Here is a 17,038-nt window from a genome sequence, read left to right as displayed (position 1 = left end):
CTGGATACAAACAAGAATAGTTCTTAATTGCTTTGCAATTGAGAGCTATTTTCATTTAGAATTCTGGCACTGTATTCAGAGGGAAGTGCCATGTCGTTGTTTAAACTCCACAAAATATCCTTAGTTGCTTTGGCTGTTGCCACAAGTTGTTATTCTGCATTCCTGCTGGCAGATGACAGCAAGGCCGCTGATGAAAAAGAAATTGAAGTGATCACGGTAAAAAGCCAGCGTGGTTTGATTTCTTATGTCAGCGCATCAGGTGCGAAGTCGGACACTCCTATTATAGAAACACCTCTGTCTGTATCAGTGCTGACAGAAGAGCGTATTGCTGATTTAGGCGCGCTGACGGTTCAGGATGCCTTGGGTTATGTGTCGGGTTTATACAATGGTCCTTATGGTCTGGATACCCGTGGTGACTGGTCTGTGATCCGCGGCGTGTCGCCAGTGCAGTATCTGGATGGTCTGAAATCCTTGTTTGGTTATTACAACAATGTGCGCACAGAGCCTTTTGGCTTATCGCAAATTGAGATTCTAAAAGGCCCAAGTTCAGTGTTGTATGGACAGGGTTCTATTGGCGGTATCGTTAATTTAGTCAGCAAAAAACCTGAAGCTGCCACCAGCGGTCAGCTTTGGGCGCAATTGGGTAACTATTCACGTAAACAACTGGCCGGAGATATCACTGGTTCACTGAATGACGATGAAACACTGCAAGGCCGTTTAGTTGGCGTATGGCGCGACAGTGATACTCAGACTGACTTTGTGCCGGACAACAGCAAAGCCTTAGCACCCTCTTTTAGCTGGCAGGCCAGTGACGACACTAAAGTGACAATGCTGGGCAACTGGCAGGAAAGGGAATCTGGCACCAGTACGCAGTTTTTTCCGCATCAGGGCACTATTTTACCCAATGAGTTTGGTCAGATCCCAAGTAACCGTTTTGTATCCGAACCTGGTTTTGACCGTTATGACACAGAACAACAAGCCGCTACAGTGATTGTTGAACACAATCTGACGGACGACTGGGATTTACGTGTCGCCAGCCGTTACAGTGACAGTCATGCTGATTACGACACTATGTATGGATGGCCTCCAGAGTTCGAGGATGATAACCGTACTATCTCCCGCGTGGCTTATTTAAGTAACGCCGATGCTCGTTCTATCACCAGTGACGCTCAGTTGCATGGCGATTTACAAACAGGCGCAGTAGAACACCAACTGGTAATGGGTTTTGATTACCAGAACGCCTATACCGACAATGACTCATTTTATGGCGCAGGTGGTTTGCTGGACCTGTACAACCCTGTGTATGGTCAGGTGACAGATTTGCCAACAGATGCTGATGTGACCGACTATGCAGCCAATAAGGTGTATCAGAGTGGCTTGTATCTGCAGGACAATATGAAAATTGCTGATACCTGGATGGTCTCTGCGGCGTTACGCCGTGACCGCACTGTCAGTCGCACTGAAAGGGCCGATGCTGAATCTCAGTATGCCACTACAGGTCGTCTGGGCCTGATGTATCTGATGGATGGCGGCGTCTCGCCTTATATCAGCTACAGCGAGTCATTTGAGCCGCTATTAGGCGCTGACGCTTATGGTAAAGCCTTTAAACCTCAAACCGGAGAGCAGTGGGAAGCCGGTGTGAAATATCAGCCTGACAACACAGAGCATCTGTTAACAGCTGCTGTCTATCAAATTAAAGAGCAAAACCGCACTACTACTTTAGCGGCTGACCAGTTGGATGACCCCGAACTGATTGATCCCAATGGCCAAATTCAGGGCGGGGAAGTCACAGCTAAAGGTGTGGAGCTGGAAGCTCAGCTGGCATGGCAACAACTGGATATTTACGCCAGCTATGCCTACACCGACGCCTATGTCAGCCAAAGTAATACATTGGGTGAGGAAGGTGCTGATTTATCTGCAGTGCCGGAACAGCAGGCTTCAGTTTGGGCGACCTGGCGTTTGGCTATGGTTGATGGCATGAAAGTGGGTGGTGGTGTGCGCCATGTAGGTAAAACATCAGATGGCAGCGCTTATGTCGCCATGAATGGTGTGGTGCTGAACGACCCGCTGACGACTCCTTCTTATACCTTGCTGGATGCCATGTTGGGCTATGAAATAGGGGATTACGATTTAAGCCTGCAGGTACAAAACCTGACGGACAAAACAGTGATCACCTCCTGTCTGAATCGTGGGGATTGTTTCTACGGTCAACGTCGTTCTGTCAGCGCTAACCTGCGTTACAAGTTCTGATAGACACTCTTACCGCGGTTTTGATGCAAAACCCTGGGTTATAAAGACCCGGGGTTTTATCTTACCCTTATTGTTGTTCAGCCACTGAGTCAGTTAGAGTGTATTTTTCTGATTAAATGGTGAGCCTGATGACCGCACCGCTATTTTTTGACCGCCCACAGGCCTTCCGATTCTGGCTGGAGTTACATGCAGCCACTGCGTCAGAGCTATTGGTAGGTTTTCATAAAGTAGCGACGGATAAAGCTTGTATGAGCTGGTCTGAGTCTGTGGATGAAGCTTTATGTTTTGGCTGGATCGATGGCAAACGTAAGCGTATTGATGAGCACAGTTACAGCATACGTTTTACACCCCGCAAAAAGAGCTCCATCTGGAGTCAAATCAATATAGATAAGATGGAAAACCTGCGAGCTCAAGGCCGGATGACAGCAGCTGGGGAGCTGGCTTTTTCCCACAGAACTGAACACAAATCTGCAATTTATGCGCATGAGCAGGCCAGTGTTGCCAGCTTGTCAGCAGAAGAACTACAGATTTTTCAGAGCAATGCTGCTGCCTGGTCGTTTTTTGTAGCTACACCGCCAGGTTATCAAAAGGTACTGCTGCACTGGATCTGCAGCGCCAAAAAAGCTGAAACCCGTTTATCCAGACTGGCTAAATTAATGGAAGCCAGTGCTGCAGGGAAAAGACTGCAATAGCTGATGAAAATACAAAAATGTCAGGAACTTTTTTTCACTCACATCTTCCCTGATGTTCGCCGTTGGCCGCTGGCGCTGTGAAAAACGGCTGTCCTGCCGTTTTTTGGACAGCTTTAGCTGGTCCCGAAGGGATTTTTCACAGGGATGTGAAAAACAAAAAGCCCCGCGGTTTTCACCAGCGGGGCTTTTTTGCATTAGCGGCTAATTAGTTCTTAGCAGCGGCAGCTTTCTTTTCTTTCTCTTTTGCAATCACAGCGTCAGCCACGTTTTGTGGACATGGAGCGTAGTGAGAGAATTCCATAGAGAACTGACCACGACCAGAAGTCATAGTACGCAGTGTAGAGATGTAACCGAACATCTCAGACAGTGGCACGTCACCTTTGATACGTACGCCAGTTACGCCAGCTTCCTGACCAGAGATCATGCCACGACGACGGTTTAAGTCACCGATTACATCACCTACGTGATCTTCAGGAGTGAAGACGTCAACTTTCATGATTGGCTCAAGCAGTTGCGCGCCAGCTTTAGGAATAGACTGACGGAAAGCGCCTTTAGCTGCGATTTCGAACGCGATGGCTGAAGAGTCAACTGCGTGGAAACCACCGTCGAATACTTCAACTTCAACGTCTAATACCGGGAAGCCTGCTAAAGTACCAGTGCTCATCATTGAAGCAAAACCTTTCTCGATGGCTGGCATGAATTCTTTTGGAACGCTACCACCAACAGTAGAAGAGATGAACTTGAAGCCTGAAGCTTGTGCACCTGGACGAATGCGGTAGTCGATTTTACCGTATTGACCTGAACCACCAGATTGTTTCTTGTGCGTGTAGCTGTCTTCAATTTCACGAGTAATAGTTTCGCGGTAAGCAACCTGTGGCTGACCAACAACTAACTCAACACCGTAAGTACGTTTCAGGATATCTACTTTGATATCTAAGTGCAGTTCACCCATACCTTTCAGAATCGTTTCGCCTGAATCAACATCAGTCTCTACGCGGAAAGTTGGATCTTCTGACACCATCTTACCGATGGCGATACCCATTTTCTCAACAGAACCTTTGTCTTTTGGTGTTACAGAGATAGAGATTACTGGCTCTGGGAAGATCATTGGTTCTAAAGTACATTCGTGTTTTGGATCACACAGAGTGTGGCCAGTCTGAGTGTTGTTCTTCAGACCCACTAAAGCGATGATGTCACCGGCCTGAGCAGTCGTCAGGTCAGTACGATCGTTCGCGTTCATCTCAACCATACGGCCGATACGTTCAGTTTTACCTGTGAACGAGTTCAGCAGAGTATCACCCTTGTTCAGTACACCAGAGTAAATACGGATAAAGGTCAGGGCGCCGAAACGGTCGTCCATGATTTTGAATGCTAATGCGCGGAACGGCTCGTCAGCAGATACGATTGCGTATTGGCCATTTGGAGCACCTTCTTCGTCAGTCAGAGGCTGTGGATTTACTTCAGTTGGAGATGGTAAGTAATCAACAACAGCATCTAACAGTAATTGCATACCTTTGTTTTTAAAGGCAGAACCACAGTAAGTTGGGAAGAATGCCAATTCACGTGTACCTTTACGGATACAGGCTTTAACTTGTTCCACAGTTGGCATTTCGCCTTCCATGTAAGCCATTAACAGATCGTCGTCCTGCTCAACAGCAGTTTCGATCAGCTGTTCGCGGTACATAGCAACGTCGTCAGCCATATCCGCTGGGATATCCATTACTTCGTAGTTTTCTGGCTTGCCAGAATCATCCCACACGTAAGCTTTTTCACTCAGCAGGTCAACCACACCAACGAAAGTCTCTTCGCGGCCGATTGGTAACGTCATGATCAGTGGCTGAGCGCCCAGTACGTTTTTAACTTGTTCTGTCACGCGGATGAAGTCAGCACCGATACGGTCTAACTTGTTAACGAAGATCAGACGAGATACTTTCGCGTCGTTCGCATAACGCCAGTTAGTTTCTGACTGAGGTTCAACACCACCAGAACCACAGAATACACCGATACCACCGTCTAATACTTTCAGAGAACGGTATACTTCAACTGTGAAGTCAACGTGGCCTGGTGTATCGATTACGTTGAAACGGTGACCTTTCCAGAAACAGGTTACAGCTGCTGACTGGATAGTAATACCACGCTCAGCTTCTTGTACCATGAAGTCAGTGGTCGATTCACCTTCGTGAACTTCACCTATCTTATGGATTTTACCGGTCAGTTTCAGGATACGCTCGGTAGTAGTAGTTTTGCCGGCATCAACGTGGGCGAAGATACCAATGTTTCTGTATAAGGATAAATCTGCTGACATAGTCATCTCGATAAGCTAGGGTTTGAAAATAGTGCGACAATATACAGGAAATTATTCCAATTTGCCCGAAAAAAAATCAGCGAGATCTTCTGTTTTTTCTGATCTGCCGTCAACTGCATTTTTATGAACTTTTAGCACTTAAAGGCAAAGTGCTTTGAAGAGTATGACCCTGCGCTGCAGGATCATTGCCCGCTTACCAGATTCTGCTTTTAAATAAACTGCAATACGGCTAAGCCAATACCACCAGCGATAGCTAAAAGACTATGCTCGATTCGATACTCCATTTTCTTTTCTCTTGGAATAGCTTTCGCAGGAGACAGCAGATACACCAGATTAATCAACAACAGCGCCAATAACATCAGCTGGGCAACAAACAACACAATTTCAGTCAGCACTTTTTACTCCGTTACTTATATCTAGATTATTTTTACGGTGACCGCTGCATTTTGGTTTTATTTCTGTGAGTCAGACAAAACCAGGCCAGGGGAGTCAGATTAAAAATGCCGGCAGCTTACAGTGTGGAGACACCAGGTCCAATGTGACAAATTGCCGCATTAGCACGGTTAAGCATCAACTAAAAAAGTTCCCTAAATAAGCTCCACTGCGACAATATGCCGCATCGGCTGATACAGCCTGCTATGTAAAAATAGTGCCCAGGTAACTTTCTGATTGTAAGGCGCTATTTGATGCAATTCTTTTATTTCCCCCGTCGAACTCTGTTAAGTCTGGCCTGTGTGCAAGCGTTCTCAGTGCTTTCCTTTTCCGCTATCGCTGATGAGCAAAACAAAATTGACACTGCAACCGAAGCCAGTGTGGAACGCTTCTCTGTGTATGGTCAGCGCCAAAATGACACTTTTGGCAGTAAGTCGGGCATTTTATTAAAAGAGCTGCCGCAAAGTATTCAACTACTGGATGTGGATCAGATGAGAGGGCAAGGGCTGGTGTCTGTTGGAGATTTATTACGCGAAATTCCCAGTGCAAATCCCGGTTATTCGCGGGTAGGGCCTTATCAGTCTTTTAGTCTGAAGATTCGCGGTTTTGCTGCTGACCAGATGCGTAACGGTATGCGCCAGCGCTATTTTGAAGATGTAGATGCGTCTGCGCTTAATAGTATAGAGCGGATGGAAGTATTAAAAGGCCCTTCCGGTGTGCTTTATGGCCAGTCCGCTGTGGGCGGGGTGATCAATCTGGTCAGTAAAGCGCCGGGCGCAGATAATAGTGGTAGTGCTGGTTTGCGCCTTGGGACTGACAATCAGAAAGTAGCCAATGGCGATATCAGCAAAGTATTGTCTGATACTGTGTCCTTACGTTTAACAGCTGAGTTGGAGCGTTCAGACACTTTTGTTGATCGCCAACCGATGGACAGAAATAATGTCAGTCTGATGCTGCAGCATAAGGTGGGCGATCTGGCTACAGGTCATTTTGTCGCTGAATATATCAAACGCGAAACCGACCGTTATGTTGGTTTACCTGTGTCCGTAGTCTTGCCTGATCAGGATGAGGAGGTGCTTGATATCAGCACTCAATTGGGTGAGCCGGGTTTTACCAGCCTGCGCTCTTTTGCACCTTTGTATCAATACTGGTTAGATATCCAACTCAATACCGACTGGACCCTGACGCCCCGCCTGCAATATCAGGAATTTAATACCGTCTTTGGTCAGGTTAACTTACGCGCTCCAGTCACAGGTCAGCCAGAATTGATCAGCCGTACCGGCCGTCAGGGCCGCGAAAATGACGACTACCAGATAGCGCAGCTGGATTTAAATGGCCGTTTTGCTACCGGAGTTTTAGAGCACAAAGTACTACTGGGTTATGAAGCAGGCCGGGAGCGGGGCCGTTTTACCCAGTCCAATATCCGGGCCGGTACTTTAAACCCTGTTGATATTAATAATCCGCAGTACCAATACGATACAGCGGCGCCCGTGCTGGATTTTGGTTTTGATAATTTCTACAACCTGGATTCAGACGCCTGGTACCTGCAGGACCAAATCAAGTTAACCCCAGATCTACACTTGATAGGTGCAGTGCGCTATACCGACAGTAAAGCAGGCAGTGGTGCCTGGGGCAGTGCCGCAGAATGGGTACCGGTCTCGTCCACTATCTGGCAATTGGGCCTGACCTGGCAGCTCAACGATCAACTGACTTTATTTACTGGCCATAACACAGGTTTTGATGTTGAAAGCAGCGCTGCTGCGCGCAGCAAAACAGGGGCTGCACTGGAGCCGGAAGAATCAGCTCAGACAGAGTTGGGTATTCGTTACAGTGGGGATGAGTTCAGTGGCAGCCTGGCACTGTTCCGGATTGAACGCTTAAATGCACTGACTACAGACCCTGTTGACCCTGATTATAGCGTCAATAGTGGTGAACAACGCGTGGATGGTGTGGAGTTAGAGGGCAGTTGGCAGTTAAATTCTGCTCTGCAATTACAAGCTGGTTATGCCTGGATGGATGGCGAAGTCACAGAAAGTAATGATGGAGACCTTGGCAATAAGCTTGGCGATTTGGCGCGTCATAGAGTGAATCTGAGTGCCAACTGGCAATACGACAATGAGTGGTCGGCCTTTGTTCGGGCAAATTACAGCAGTGGCAGGCCTTTAATCACAGGTTCAGCCTGGCAACTGGATGCGTACCGCTTGATTGGCACTGGTCTGCGGTATCAGCAAACGGCTTGGTCAGCTCAACTGGCTGTGAACAACCTGCTGGATGAGCTGTATTACACAGCTTCAGGTAACGGTTTTGTGGTTTATCCGGGTGAGCCGCAGCAACTGAGTTTGCAACTGATGTGGCAGTGGTAACAGATGACTGAACTGAATAGTGCAGCTTCAGACAAAGCTGCCGCTGGCGCGATGAGGGCGGTGTTTTTCTGGCATGGCTGGTCTGCCTTGATGATAGCGCCAGTGCTGCTGGTGTTGTTGTTAACAGGCAGTGCTTATCTGTTTGATCGTGAATTTGAGCAATGGTGGCAACAGGACTCGCTGGAACTGACGCCTAAAGGCACTGCTGCCACTTTGGCGCAGCAGCAGGATTTTTTACGCCAGCAGTATCCGGACTGGACCATCAACAGGGTGGTGTTACCGGATCAACCTGCTCATGCGGTGCGCTGGCAACTGACAGCGCCGGATGCTGTGCATTTAATTTATCTGGACCCTTATCGTTTGCAGATAAGAGCTGATATTGACCCAGCAACTCAGCCTATGGCGATAGTGCGGCGTTTGCATGGTGAGCTGCTTGCAGGCCCAGTGGGTGGTTATATCATTGAATGGTTTTCCTGCTGGACTTTGTTTTTGTTGCTGACCGGAGCCTGGCTCTGGTGGCCTAAACATTGGCGGCTCTCTGGAGTGTTAGTGCCAAGAAAACGCAGTGATGGCCGGGTGCACTGGCGTGACTGGCACGCTGTATTGGCTTTGGTCAGCTCTTTAGCTTTGGCTTTTCTGGTGGTCAGTGGTATGCCCTGGTCAACCTTTTGGGGCAAGCAGTTTGCACAATTAGGCCGGGATTTTAGCCCCCAGTGGCACTGGGTAACACCATCTCCTAACTTCCATTTACCTGACAGTGTCAAAACCAGAGCTGCGGACCCGCATCACGAGCATAAAATGCAAGCGGTGCAAGTGCATGTTACAGGAGGCAAGGAGTCCTGGGTAACAGAACATCATCCGGCACCTGCAAGTACTCATCATCATCAGCCTCAAATCGCTGATATCAGCAAAGTCGAACCTTATCTGGCAAGGCTGGCGTTGGACACTTATGGGCCAGGTGTGCGGATTTTTTATCCAGCGACCGAAAACGATGTATTTAAAATCAACTATGTACCTGATAAAGCTCAAGGCCAGCAGACACTTTATATAGACCCTGCCAGCGGTGCATTACTGGATGATATTGGCTGGCAACGCTATTCGGCCTTAGCCAAAGTGGTGGAGTGGGGCACCATGACGCATTTAGGCCGGCAGTATGGGGTGTGGAATCAGTGGTTGAATTTGCTGTTTTGCTTGCTGGTGCTGGCGGCTCTGATTGCAGGTTTAACTTTGTGGTGGCGACGCAGAAAACCAGGGCGCTGGTTACCAGCGTTGCAAAATACAGACAGTTTGCCTTTGGGGTTAAAGCTAAGCTTGCTGGTGCTGGTGATTCTATTTCCGCTACTTATATTGTCGCTGCTGGCTTTTATGTTGGTGAGGTTTTGGCAAAATCGGATTGCGGCTTAATTCTGGATACAGTTCAGGCCAAAACTCAGTTGGCCTGAACTGTACTATTGATTTAATTGACCTTTTTGATAGTGATGTATTCCACATCTATCTCTGGTGATTCCAGAAAATCTTTTTCTACTTCACCGTGAATTTCAATCAAATCATTTTCATCAAACTCACCAGCCGGGAAATCTTCAGGCTCTATTTCGACCCGGATCTGATCGGTACCATCAGAAAACCAGTATTTTTCGTGGCTGAGTTTTTCGGTCAGATAACCTGTCAGTCGTACGCCCTGATTATCTTTTGGGTTATCCAGAATAGCTTTAATCTGTTGCTGGACTGCGGCTTGTGGCCCTTTGTACTGAGCATGCAATTGAAATGATGCCAGTGCTAAAGCAATAAAAATAACCAGTGTTTTCATGCTAAATCTCCAATCAAAGAAAGCTGAATAAGCCGTATTGAATACTGCACTTCACAGCGTTGCAGCGATTAAAACACCGCAAGCGTGAAGTAAACGTGAAGTGCTTCATCATCCAGCCTTAATCATCAAGAGTACAAGCTGATAAACGAACACCATCAAAACTGCAGTCCAGTTCAAGCCATTGATTATCAAAGCCGCTCAGACTGTTATCTGCGACCTGATAACCCCAGACACTGTTGTTTTGTACTAAACCAGTTAGTTCTATACGGGCTGATACTCCGGCTTTTTCCACTTCTTTCACTGTGACACTGCCATCTGCTCTTTGTACGGCTTCGATTTGCAGGTACTGTCCGTTTAATGTTTGTAGCGTCAAGCCATCCTCTAATTCAGTGAGGCTATTCACTGCAAAACTAAAACCGTTCAGTTGCAGGTGACTGCCATCAAAAGTCATAGTGCCAGTGACTTCCACTCTTTGACTGCCTACGGGGCTGATGCTTTGGTTTTTAAATTCAACTTCGGTCAGAACACTCTGGTTATTCTGCTGATTTAATGTCACTTCGACAAAGCGGCCTGGCTGCAATTCATTGGCTGAACCTTGTTCGAAGCGGGTGGCAGTGGTGACGTTAAAGCTGTAGCGCTGATTCAGCTCAAAGCTGGTTTTACTTTCGTTGACCCAACTGATCACGCCTGAAATTTCGGTTTCTGTGGAATCAGGTAATTGTTCGAAATCAACTTCGGAGGCTTTTAAAACCCCATTGCTGAGCTGTCCATACACTTCAGCCCAACGGCCTGAGGCAACAGGACCGTCTTCAATCATTGCTGCTGAATAATCGACTTGTTGTCCCAATACACTAAAGCGCTGAGTGGTCTCGTTCAACTCGCTGATTTGGCCTTCCAGCTCAATATAAAGCGGCGTTTCTGCGGAAGATAGCTTGGTCACTGCTGTTACTTCGCCACTTTGCAGTGGGTTTAAACTGACCAGCACAAAGTCTCCGGCAACCAATTGATGCTTGCTCAACTGGAGGCTTTGGCCATTTAATTGCACTGTATCGCCCTGAACTGCACTGATAAAACCTGCCAGATCCGGATTTAACTCCACCTTATGTTTGCCAGAACTGTCGCTTGTCACCCGAACTTTGGATCCGCTGGTTAACACTGAGGAGGCCAAATTTTGTTTGGCATAGCTGACAGTGCTGGAACTCAGATTAAAACTTTGATCCTGCACTGTGAATGCGGTGCTGCTGACACTACCGACAGTACCCATAGTAGTTTTTGTCGTCACAGGCGTCACTATCGGATTAGTGCCATTGCCTTGGTCCGGTGCTGCTGTACTATCTCCAGAGCTGCCACAAGCTGCCAGGCTTAATGCAGATACCGCTATCATCAGGTTTTTCATGTGTTTCATATAGACCTCTTTGGTGTGTCAACATAGACTGATGGCGGCAAGTGTAAGCAGACCTGAGTGAAGTGATCGTGAAGTCTTTGGTGGAAAATAAATGAAAGTACTGTTAGTGGATGACAACCAGCAAGTGATGGAAACCTTGACCGACTACCTGGAATTGTCAGGAGTTCAGGTTGATTGCGCTTACAACGGGGTGAGCGCTCTGAGTATGCTTAAACAGCAGAGTTTTGATGTGATAGTGATGGATATTATGATGCCAAAACTGGATGGCATCAGCACAGTACAGCAAATCCGTCAGGAATTATTATGTCAGACTCCGGTATTGTTTCTGACCGCCAAAGATGGTCTGGTGGATAAAGAAGCTGCCTTTGAAGCTGGGGGCGACGATTATCTGGTGAAGCCTTTTGCATTAAAAGAGCTGCAATTACGGCTTGAGGCATTAAGTAAAAGGGGCATGCGTCAGGATTTAAGCACTCTGGTGCTGGGGGATGTCACACTGGACCTGCAAAGCTTGTCTGCCAGCAAAGGTGACCGACCTCTTAAACTCAGTCGTATTCAACTGCAAATTTTAAAATTGCTGCTGCAAAAGTCACCCGCTGTGGTCAGTCGTCAGTATCTGACAGAACAGATTTGGGGAGATGAAGAACCTGCCAGCGACGTGTTACGCAGTCATGTTTATGCAATTCGAAATCAACTGAGTCCACAGCAGGAAAGGCCTGCACTGGAAACCTTACATGGTCAGGGGTATAAGCTTGTTTTATAAAGGCAACAGCAGTTTTTTCCGCAGAGTGACTTTAATCACTTCTATCCTTAGTCTGGTGTTTATTTCGTTATTCTGGATTGTGATTTTAGTGGCCGAAGATCAGATGGAAGTGATAAGCCTGGATCACTGGCTGGACGCAGAAGCTCGTATGTTTGAACGGGATTATCAGTTACAGGGCGCTGCGGCTGATTTACCTAACCACTACGAATTTGACAGCTACTGGAGTGAAGAGCCTATGCCACTCTGGCTTAAGGAATACACTACTCCTGGCTACTACGAACATCATCTGGGGCCTGAAGATAAACATTTTCTGGTGCGGCCTCATCCCTCAGGCAAAGGCCTGTTTTATGTGGTGTTTAAAGACAATGCCGATGATTATCTGGACGAATACGAGTCCAAGCTGCATCTTTTTACCTTGCTGTTTGGCTTCGCCATTATGCTCTTAACGGTTTGTTATGGCGTTTATATGGTGCGGCAAATGGCGGTGCCGCTACGTAATGTCGTCAGTAAAATTAAGCAGATGTCGCCTGAGCAGCCTTCCTTTTTGGTGGAGGCGAGGTTTGAAGAGCTGCGCACTATAGAGCAGGCGCTGTTTGACAGTAAAAAGCATATAGCGGCTTTTTTTCAGCGTGAGCAGGAATTTAGTCGTTTTGCCGCTCATGAGATCAGAACGCCGTTGATGGTATTACAGGGATCGTCCGAGTTGCTGCAAACTATGCTGGCAGAAGAACCACGTTATCAGAAAGCTTTGCTTAGGATTGAGCGCGCCTGCCAGGATATCGCTTTATTGACTGATACTTTTTTATTGTTGGGCAAAGAGACGATAGACGCCCATCATTATGAACAGCTTGATTTGGAAACTTTGTTGCGCGAACAATTGCCCGTAGCGCAAAGTACTGCAACCTCTGACACAGCCAGCTGGACTATGCAGGTTCATCACGCAGTGCAACTTTGGGCACCACAGAGTTTTGTAAGGGTTGTACTGATTAATTTATTAAAAAATGCTTTTATTCATGGTAACGGCGAACTGCTGGTTGAGCTGAATGAAAGGCAATTAAAAGTCAGCAATAGCAGTAGCAAAGAGCAGGATAGTCAGGGGTATGGCTATGGTCTGGTCATAGTCGAGCGTATCTGCAGTCGTATGGGCTGGCAGCTTGAAGTGCAGCATCAGCCATCGGACTTCTGTGTGCAAATCAGTTTTCCTCCAAAGCCACATAATACTGTGTAAAAGCAAAGGGCCGGTTGGCCCTTTGTTCGTTTCAAATTTCAGACTTAAGCCAGAGTCGGGTAGTCGGTATAGCCTACCGGGCCTTTGCCATAAAATAGCTCTGGTCGTGGCTGGTTTAATGGCGCATCCGTTTCCAGACGTTTTGGTAAATCCGGGTTCGCAATAAACGGAATACCAAAGGCGATGGCGTCGGCTTTGCCTTCAGCTAACCAGGCGTTGGCTTCTGCTTTGCTGAATTTTTCATTCGCAATCACAGGGCCACCAAACAGCTGTTTAATCAGTGGTGTAATGCTGTCTTCTGCTGGATGTTCGCGGGTAGAGATAAAGGCAATGCCCCTTTTACCCAGCTCAGTAGCTACATAACCAAAAGTGGCGGTGCGGTTGGAATCACCCATATCGTGTGAATCCATACGAGGTGCTAAATGCATAGCCACTCTGTCTTTGCCCCAAACACCGATACAAGCGTCTGTGATTTCCAGCATCAGACGGGCACGGTTTTCTAAAGAACCACCGTATTCATCATCACGTAAGTTGGTGCTGTCTTGCAGGAACTGGTCGAGTAAATAGCCATTGGCACCGTGGATCAGCACGCCGTCAAAACCTGCGGCTTTGGCATTGACCGCACCCAGGCGGAAAGCTTCTACGACGTCTTTGATTTCGTTTAAAGATAAAGCCCGTGGCTCTTCATAATCTTTCATTGGGCGCAGCAAGCTGACATGACCTGAAGGGCGTAAAGCACTTGGCGCTACTGGTTTTGCACCATCCAGATAAACTGGATCAGAAATACGACCTACGTGCCACAGCTGCAGGAAAATACGGCTACCCGCTTTATGCACTGCATCAGTCACCAGCTTCCAGCCTTCAACCTGCGCTTGCGACCAAACACCTGGCGTATCAGGATAACCTACACCCATAGGGGTGACTGCTGTGGCTTCGGATAAAATTAAACCTGCGCCGCTGCGCTGGGTATAGTATTCAGCCATCATGGCATTAGGCACACGGCCTTCGTCAGCACGGCAACGGGTTAAAGGTGCCATGACAATACGGTTTTTCAGGGTTAAATCACCTAGGGTGATTGCATCAAATAAAGTTGGCATCTGTAACTCCTCAAAGTTGATCATTTAACCGCGACAGAAACTGTTGAATAACCTCTTCATTACGCGAGAAAAAATTCCACTGGCCTACTTTTTTGCTGCTGATAAAACCAGCACGTTGCAAAGTAGCCAGATGGGCGGATACGGTGGACTGAGACAAACCTGTTTTCTGGTCAATTTTGCCAGCACATACACCAAAACTCAGTGAGTGTTCCTGATCGGCAAAATAGACTTCAGGTTGTTTCAGCCAGTTTAAAATGTCCCGTCGCACTGGGTGGGACAGGGCTTTGATCATGTCGTCGAGTTCTGCAGAGCTCATCGTTTAATCCATATTTATATATCGCGATGTAGCGAAATATATATCGTCATATTTCGATATGCAACTTTTATTTTGTTCTGCCCGGTACATTTGTCTGCTGCTATGCTCAGAACTGGCAGAGTAATCGAGAGTTGTTATGAATGATCTTTTGTCATCACTGGAAATTCGTCGCAGCGAAAATGCGCTTTATGTTCGCTTTAGCGGCATTCATGAAGATTATCTGACAGCACGTTATGCTGAAGAACTGGAACAGTTTTACCAGAGGATGCAAGGCAAACCCTGGGCTCGTATCGTGGATTTGCGCCAGTGGTCAGTGACTGCAGCGCAAAACCAGAAGTTGATGGAGCAATTACTGCAACAGGATTTGAAGCGGGGTTTAGCTTTGGAATACGTACTGATACCGCCAGACGCCGTAGGACGCTGGCAAGTGGAGCAGACCTTAAAAAGTTTAAATGCCTTTACATCCAATGAGGTTTTTCATCCGACAGATCATGAAAATGAAGCGTTAGATGGTCTGCTAAAACAAGGCTTTTCGGTTAATTTTGGTGCTATTACCCGACATGAATCACGCTGCTGGAAAGTTCCGAAAACACCAGAGTCAAAAAGCTAAATCGCTAAAATACAGCCTGAATAAACCATCTGCTTGTCACAGCGTAATACGGCGTTTTTCAACTTAAATTTACCGAAAATTAATAAATATACTTCTGATCTTTTTAAACATTGATGCCGTTCTCTATAGCGGGTTTTATGTTCAACTAAAAGGAAATCAGAATGAAATTTCGCTCATTATTGAATTTAACCGTTCTCTCTGCAGCTTTAGTCGTTTCTGCTGCATCTTACGCTGCTGCCAAAGCGGATATCGTTGATACTGCGGTAGCTGCAGGTAGCTTCAACACGCTAGTGACTGCCGTTAAAGCAGCAGATTTGGTCGACACCTTAAAAGGCGCAGGTCCATTTACTGTATTTGCCCCGAATGATGCAGCTTTCGCCAAAATTCCGGCCGCAGATTTGCAGGCACTGTTAAAAGACAAGGCCGCGCTTGGCAAGGTATTGACCTATCACGTAGTAGCAGGCAAGGTGATGGCTGCTGATGTAGTGAAGTTAACCTCAGCCAAAACTGTGCAAGGGCAAGAGCTGAAAATTGCCGTCAAAGACGGTGTGGTTTATGTCGATGGTGCTAAGGTGATCAGCACTGACATTGAAACCAGCAACGGCGTCATCCACGTGATTGATTCTGTCGTTTTACCTAAATAGTTGCTTTTTAATCAGAGTAAAGGAGCCTTGTGCTCCTTTTTTTCTTTGGCTTTTTGGTGAGGGGAGCTGCGTAGACTAATTCACTGCTGTTAAACTGATGTTATTAAAAATTAGTTTTCTCTGCACAAGGATAATGGCTGTGATCAAAGCGCTGCTATTGACAGTTATGTTGTGGTGTACTTTTTGTCATGCTTCTGCTGGGCACAGTGCTGTGATTTGGATGAAGAATGGCGATAGATTAACAGGCACTATCACTCAGCAAGACAAAGATATCGTATTCCTAAATCTGCCGTATTCAGGGCAGGTGCAATTACCCAGAGCCCAAATTGACCGTATTGAGCAGCAAAAGCTGCTTCCTGTTGCTCCCGTGGTTGTCGCTGAAACTCAAGCTGTGGTGATTAAAAATCAGCCTGTCAGGCAATACAGTGTGGATTTAACCGCAGGTAAAAAACGCAGTAGCAGCAGCACCGACAACCTGGGCTTTAAGACAGCCTTTGAACAACGTGATGACAATATGCGGCTAACCTTTGATGGGAAGTACGATTACGAAACCAGTAACTCGTTAAAGAAAACCCATAAGTATCTGCTCAATCCCGGCGCTGACTATTTCTTCCAGCCACAACTGTTCTGGCGTAATAAAGTGGATTATGCACAGGACTTTATTGCATCCGATTATAAAAATATGGATCTGAGCTCAGGTGTGGGTTACAGCTTTTATGACACGGCTGAACTGCGGGTTGAGCTTATCGCTCTGGCAGGTTTAAAACGCACTCACTTTAAGGAAACTGCAGGGCTGGAGCTTTTTTTCGGCGACAGACAAAAGCTGGATTTTCGTCATGTGCAGCTGGAATGGGATCTGCGGTATTTATGGCCAGGCAGCAGCTTTGAGGTATTCAGTGAAGGCAGTTACTTAAAACCTGTCAATCAACCGGTGCAATACATTGAATTCAAACAGGAAATAAACCTGAGTTCAGGTTTGCATTATTACCTGACAGAGCGCATTCGATTGTCATTTTCAGTCGACTTAGACTGGTCAAAAATTGATGTGATATTGCCTGAATACGAAGGCCTTTCGGCAGACAGCCGCGATTTACATCAAAAACTCAGCATAGGCGCTAAGTTTTGAGAA

Annotated in this window: 15 protein-coding genes; 9 read left to right on the top strand and 6 right to left on the bottom strand. The window is 46.9% G+C overall.

Features of this window, described 5'->3' with window-relative positions; all coding sequences use genetic code 11:
* The first annotated feature begins 90 nt into the window (after positions 1-90).
* Together OM978_RS14915 and OM978_RS14910 are read left to right on the top strand one after the other, a co-directional pair.
* Positions 91-2,250, top strand: coding sequence for a TonB-dependent siderophore receptor (locus tag OM978_RS14915; protein WP_264343031.1), 2,160 nt, complete (start codon positions 91-93; stop codon positions 2,248-2,250).
* A 128-nt stretch (positions 2,251-2,378) separates the two neighbouring features.
* Positions 2,379-2,942 (top strand): YdeI/OmpD-associated family protein, encoded by a 564-nt coding sequence (locus OM978_RS14910; protein ID WP_264343030.1) that lies wholly within the window; start codon positions 2,379-2,381, stop codon positions 2,940-2,942.
* A 205-nt stretch (positions 2,943-3,147) separates the two neighbouring features.
* Here the strand turns inward: OM978_RS14910 and fusA are convergent, their stop codons facing one another.
* Both fusA and OM978_RS14900 read right to left on the bottom strand, forming a co-directional pair.
* The gene (gene fusA / locus OM978_RS14905) at positions 3,148-5,247 is read right to left on the bottom strand and encodes an elongation factor G (protein ID WP_264343029.1); all 2,100 of its coding nucleotides are present in this window, start codon (positions 5,245-5,247) and stop codon (positions 3,148-3,150) included.
* Between the two features lie 209 nt (positions 5,248-5,456).
* Positions 5,457-5,642 carry a hypothetical protein gene (locus OM978_RS14900; protein ID WP_264343028.1) on the bottom strand — a complete coding sequence of 62 codons (186 nt, stop codon included), beginning with the start codon at positions 5,640-5,642 and terminating at the stop codon, positions 5,457-5,459.
* Between the two features lie 291 nt (positions 5,643-5,933).
* Between OM978_RS14900 and OM978_RS14895 the strand changes: the two genes are divergently transcribed.
* A complete protein-coding gene (locus OM978_RS14895; RefSeq protein ID WP_264343027.1) occupies positions 5,934-8,042 on the top strand; it encodes a TonB-dependent receptor in 2,109 nt (702 codons plus the stop codon).
* Between the two features lie 3 nt (positions 8,043-8,045).
* On the top strand, positions 8,046-9,446 hold the full coding sequence (locus OM978_RS14890; protein ID WP_264343025.1) for a PepSY-associated TM helix domain-containing protein: 1,401 nt from the start codon (positions 8,046-8,048) through the stop codon (positions 9,444-9,446).
* Positions 9,447-9,498: 52 nt separating this feature from the next.
* Here the strand turns inward: OM978_RS14890 and OM978_RS14885 are convergent, their stop codons facing one another.
* Positions 9,499-9,849, bottom strand: coding sequence for a YgiW/YdeI family stress tolerance OB fold protein (locus OM978_RS14885; protein ID WP_264343024.1), 351 nt, complete (start codon positions 9,847-9,849; stop codon positions 9,499-9,501).
* Positions 9,850-9,967: 118 nt separating this feature from the next.
* Positions 9,968-11,254 (bottom strand): DUF5666 domain-containing protein, encoded by a 1,287-nt coding sequence (locus OM978_RS14880; RefSeq protein WP_264343022.1) that lies wholly within the window; start codon positions 11,252-11,254, stop codon positions 9,968-9,970.
* A gap of 91 nt (positions 11,255-11,345) precedes the next feature.
* Between OM978_RS14880 and OM978_RS14875 the strand changes: the two genes are divergently transcribed.
* A complete protein-coding gene (locus OM978_RS14875; protein WP_264343021.1) occupies positions 11,346-12,014 on the top strand; it encodes a response regulator transcription factor in 669 nt (222 codons plus the stop codon).
* Positions 11,986-13,242: a sensor histidine kinase gene (locus tag OM978_RS14870; RefSeq protein ID WP_264343020.1), complete on the top strand. Its 1,257-nt coding sequence runs from the start codon at positions 11,986-11,988 to the stop codon at positions 13,240-13,242. Before OM978_RS14875 ends, OM978_RS14870 begins: the two co-directional genes overlap by 29 nt.
* 44 nt (positions 13,243-13,286) lie before the next feature.
* On the opposite strand, the gene OM978_RS14865 is transcribed toward OM978_RS14870, so the two are convergent.
* On the bottom strand, positions 13,287-14,339 hold the full coding sequence (locus OM978_RS14865) for an alkene reductase (protein ID WP_264343019.1): 1,053 nt from the start codon (positions 14,337-14,339) through the stop codon (positions 13,287-13,289).
* A gap of 10 nt (positions 14,340-14,349) precedes the next feature.
* Positions 14,350-14,655: an ArsR/SmtB family transcription factor gene (locus OM978_RS14860; RefSeq protein ID WP_264343018.1), complete on the bottom strand. Its 306-nt coding sequence runs from the start codon at positions 14,653-14,655 to the stop codon at positions 14,350-14,352.
* A 136-nt stretch (positions 14,656-14,791) separates the two neighbouring features.
* Here OM978_RS14860 and OM978_RS14855 point away from each other — a divergent pair, with 136 nt between their 5' ends.
* The 3 genes from OM978_RS14855 (at position 14,792) to OM978_RS14845 (ending at position 17,035) form a co-directional block, all read left to right on the top strand.
* Positions 14,792-15,265, top strand: a complete 474-nt coding sequence (locus OM978_RS14855; RefSeq protein WP_264343017.1) for a hypothetical protein — start codon at positions 14,792-14,794, stop codon at positions 15,263-15,265.
* A 161-nt stretch (positions 15,266-15,426) separates the two neighbouring features.
* On the top strand, positions 15,427-15,909 hold the full coding sequence (locus tag OM978_RS14850) for a fasciclin domain-containing protein (protein WP_264343016.1): 483 nt from the start codon (positions 15,427-15,429) through the stop codon (positions 15,907-15,909).
* A 139-nt stretch (positions 15,910-16,048) separates the two neighbouring features.
* A complete protein-coding gene (locus OM978_RS14845) occupies positions 16,049-17,035 on the top strand; it encodes a DUF481 domain-containing protein (protein WP_264343015.1) in 987 nt (328 codons plus the stop codon).
* Positions 17,036-17,038: the final 3 nt, after the last annotated feature.

Origin of the sequence: Rheinheimera sp. MM224, from assembly GCF_947090785.1 — a bacterium.
Taxonomy (GTDB): domain Bacteria; phylum Pseudomonadota; class Gammaproteobacteria; order Enterobacterales; family Alteromonadaceae; genus Pararheinheimera.
The sequence above is the reverse complement of the archived record's forward strand: the minus strand, read 5'-3'. Positions and strand labels throughout refer to the sequence as shown.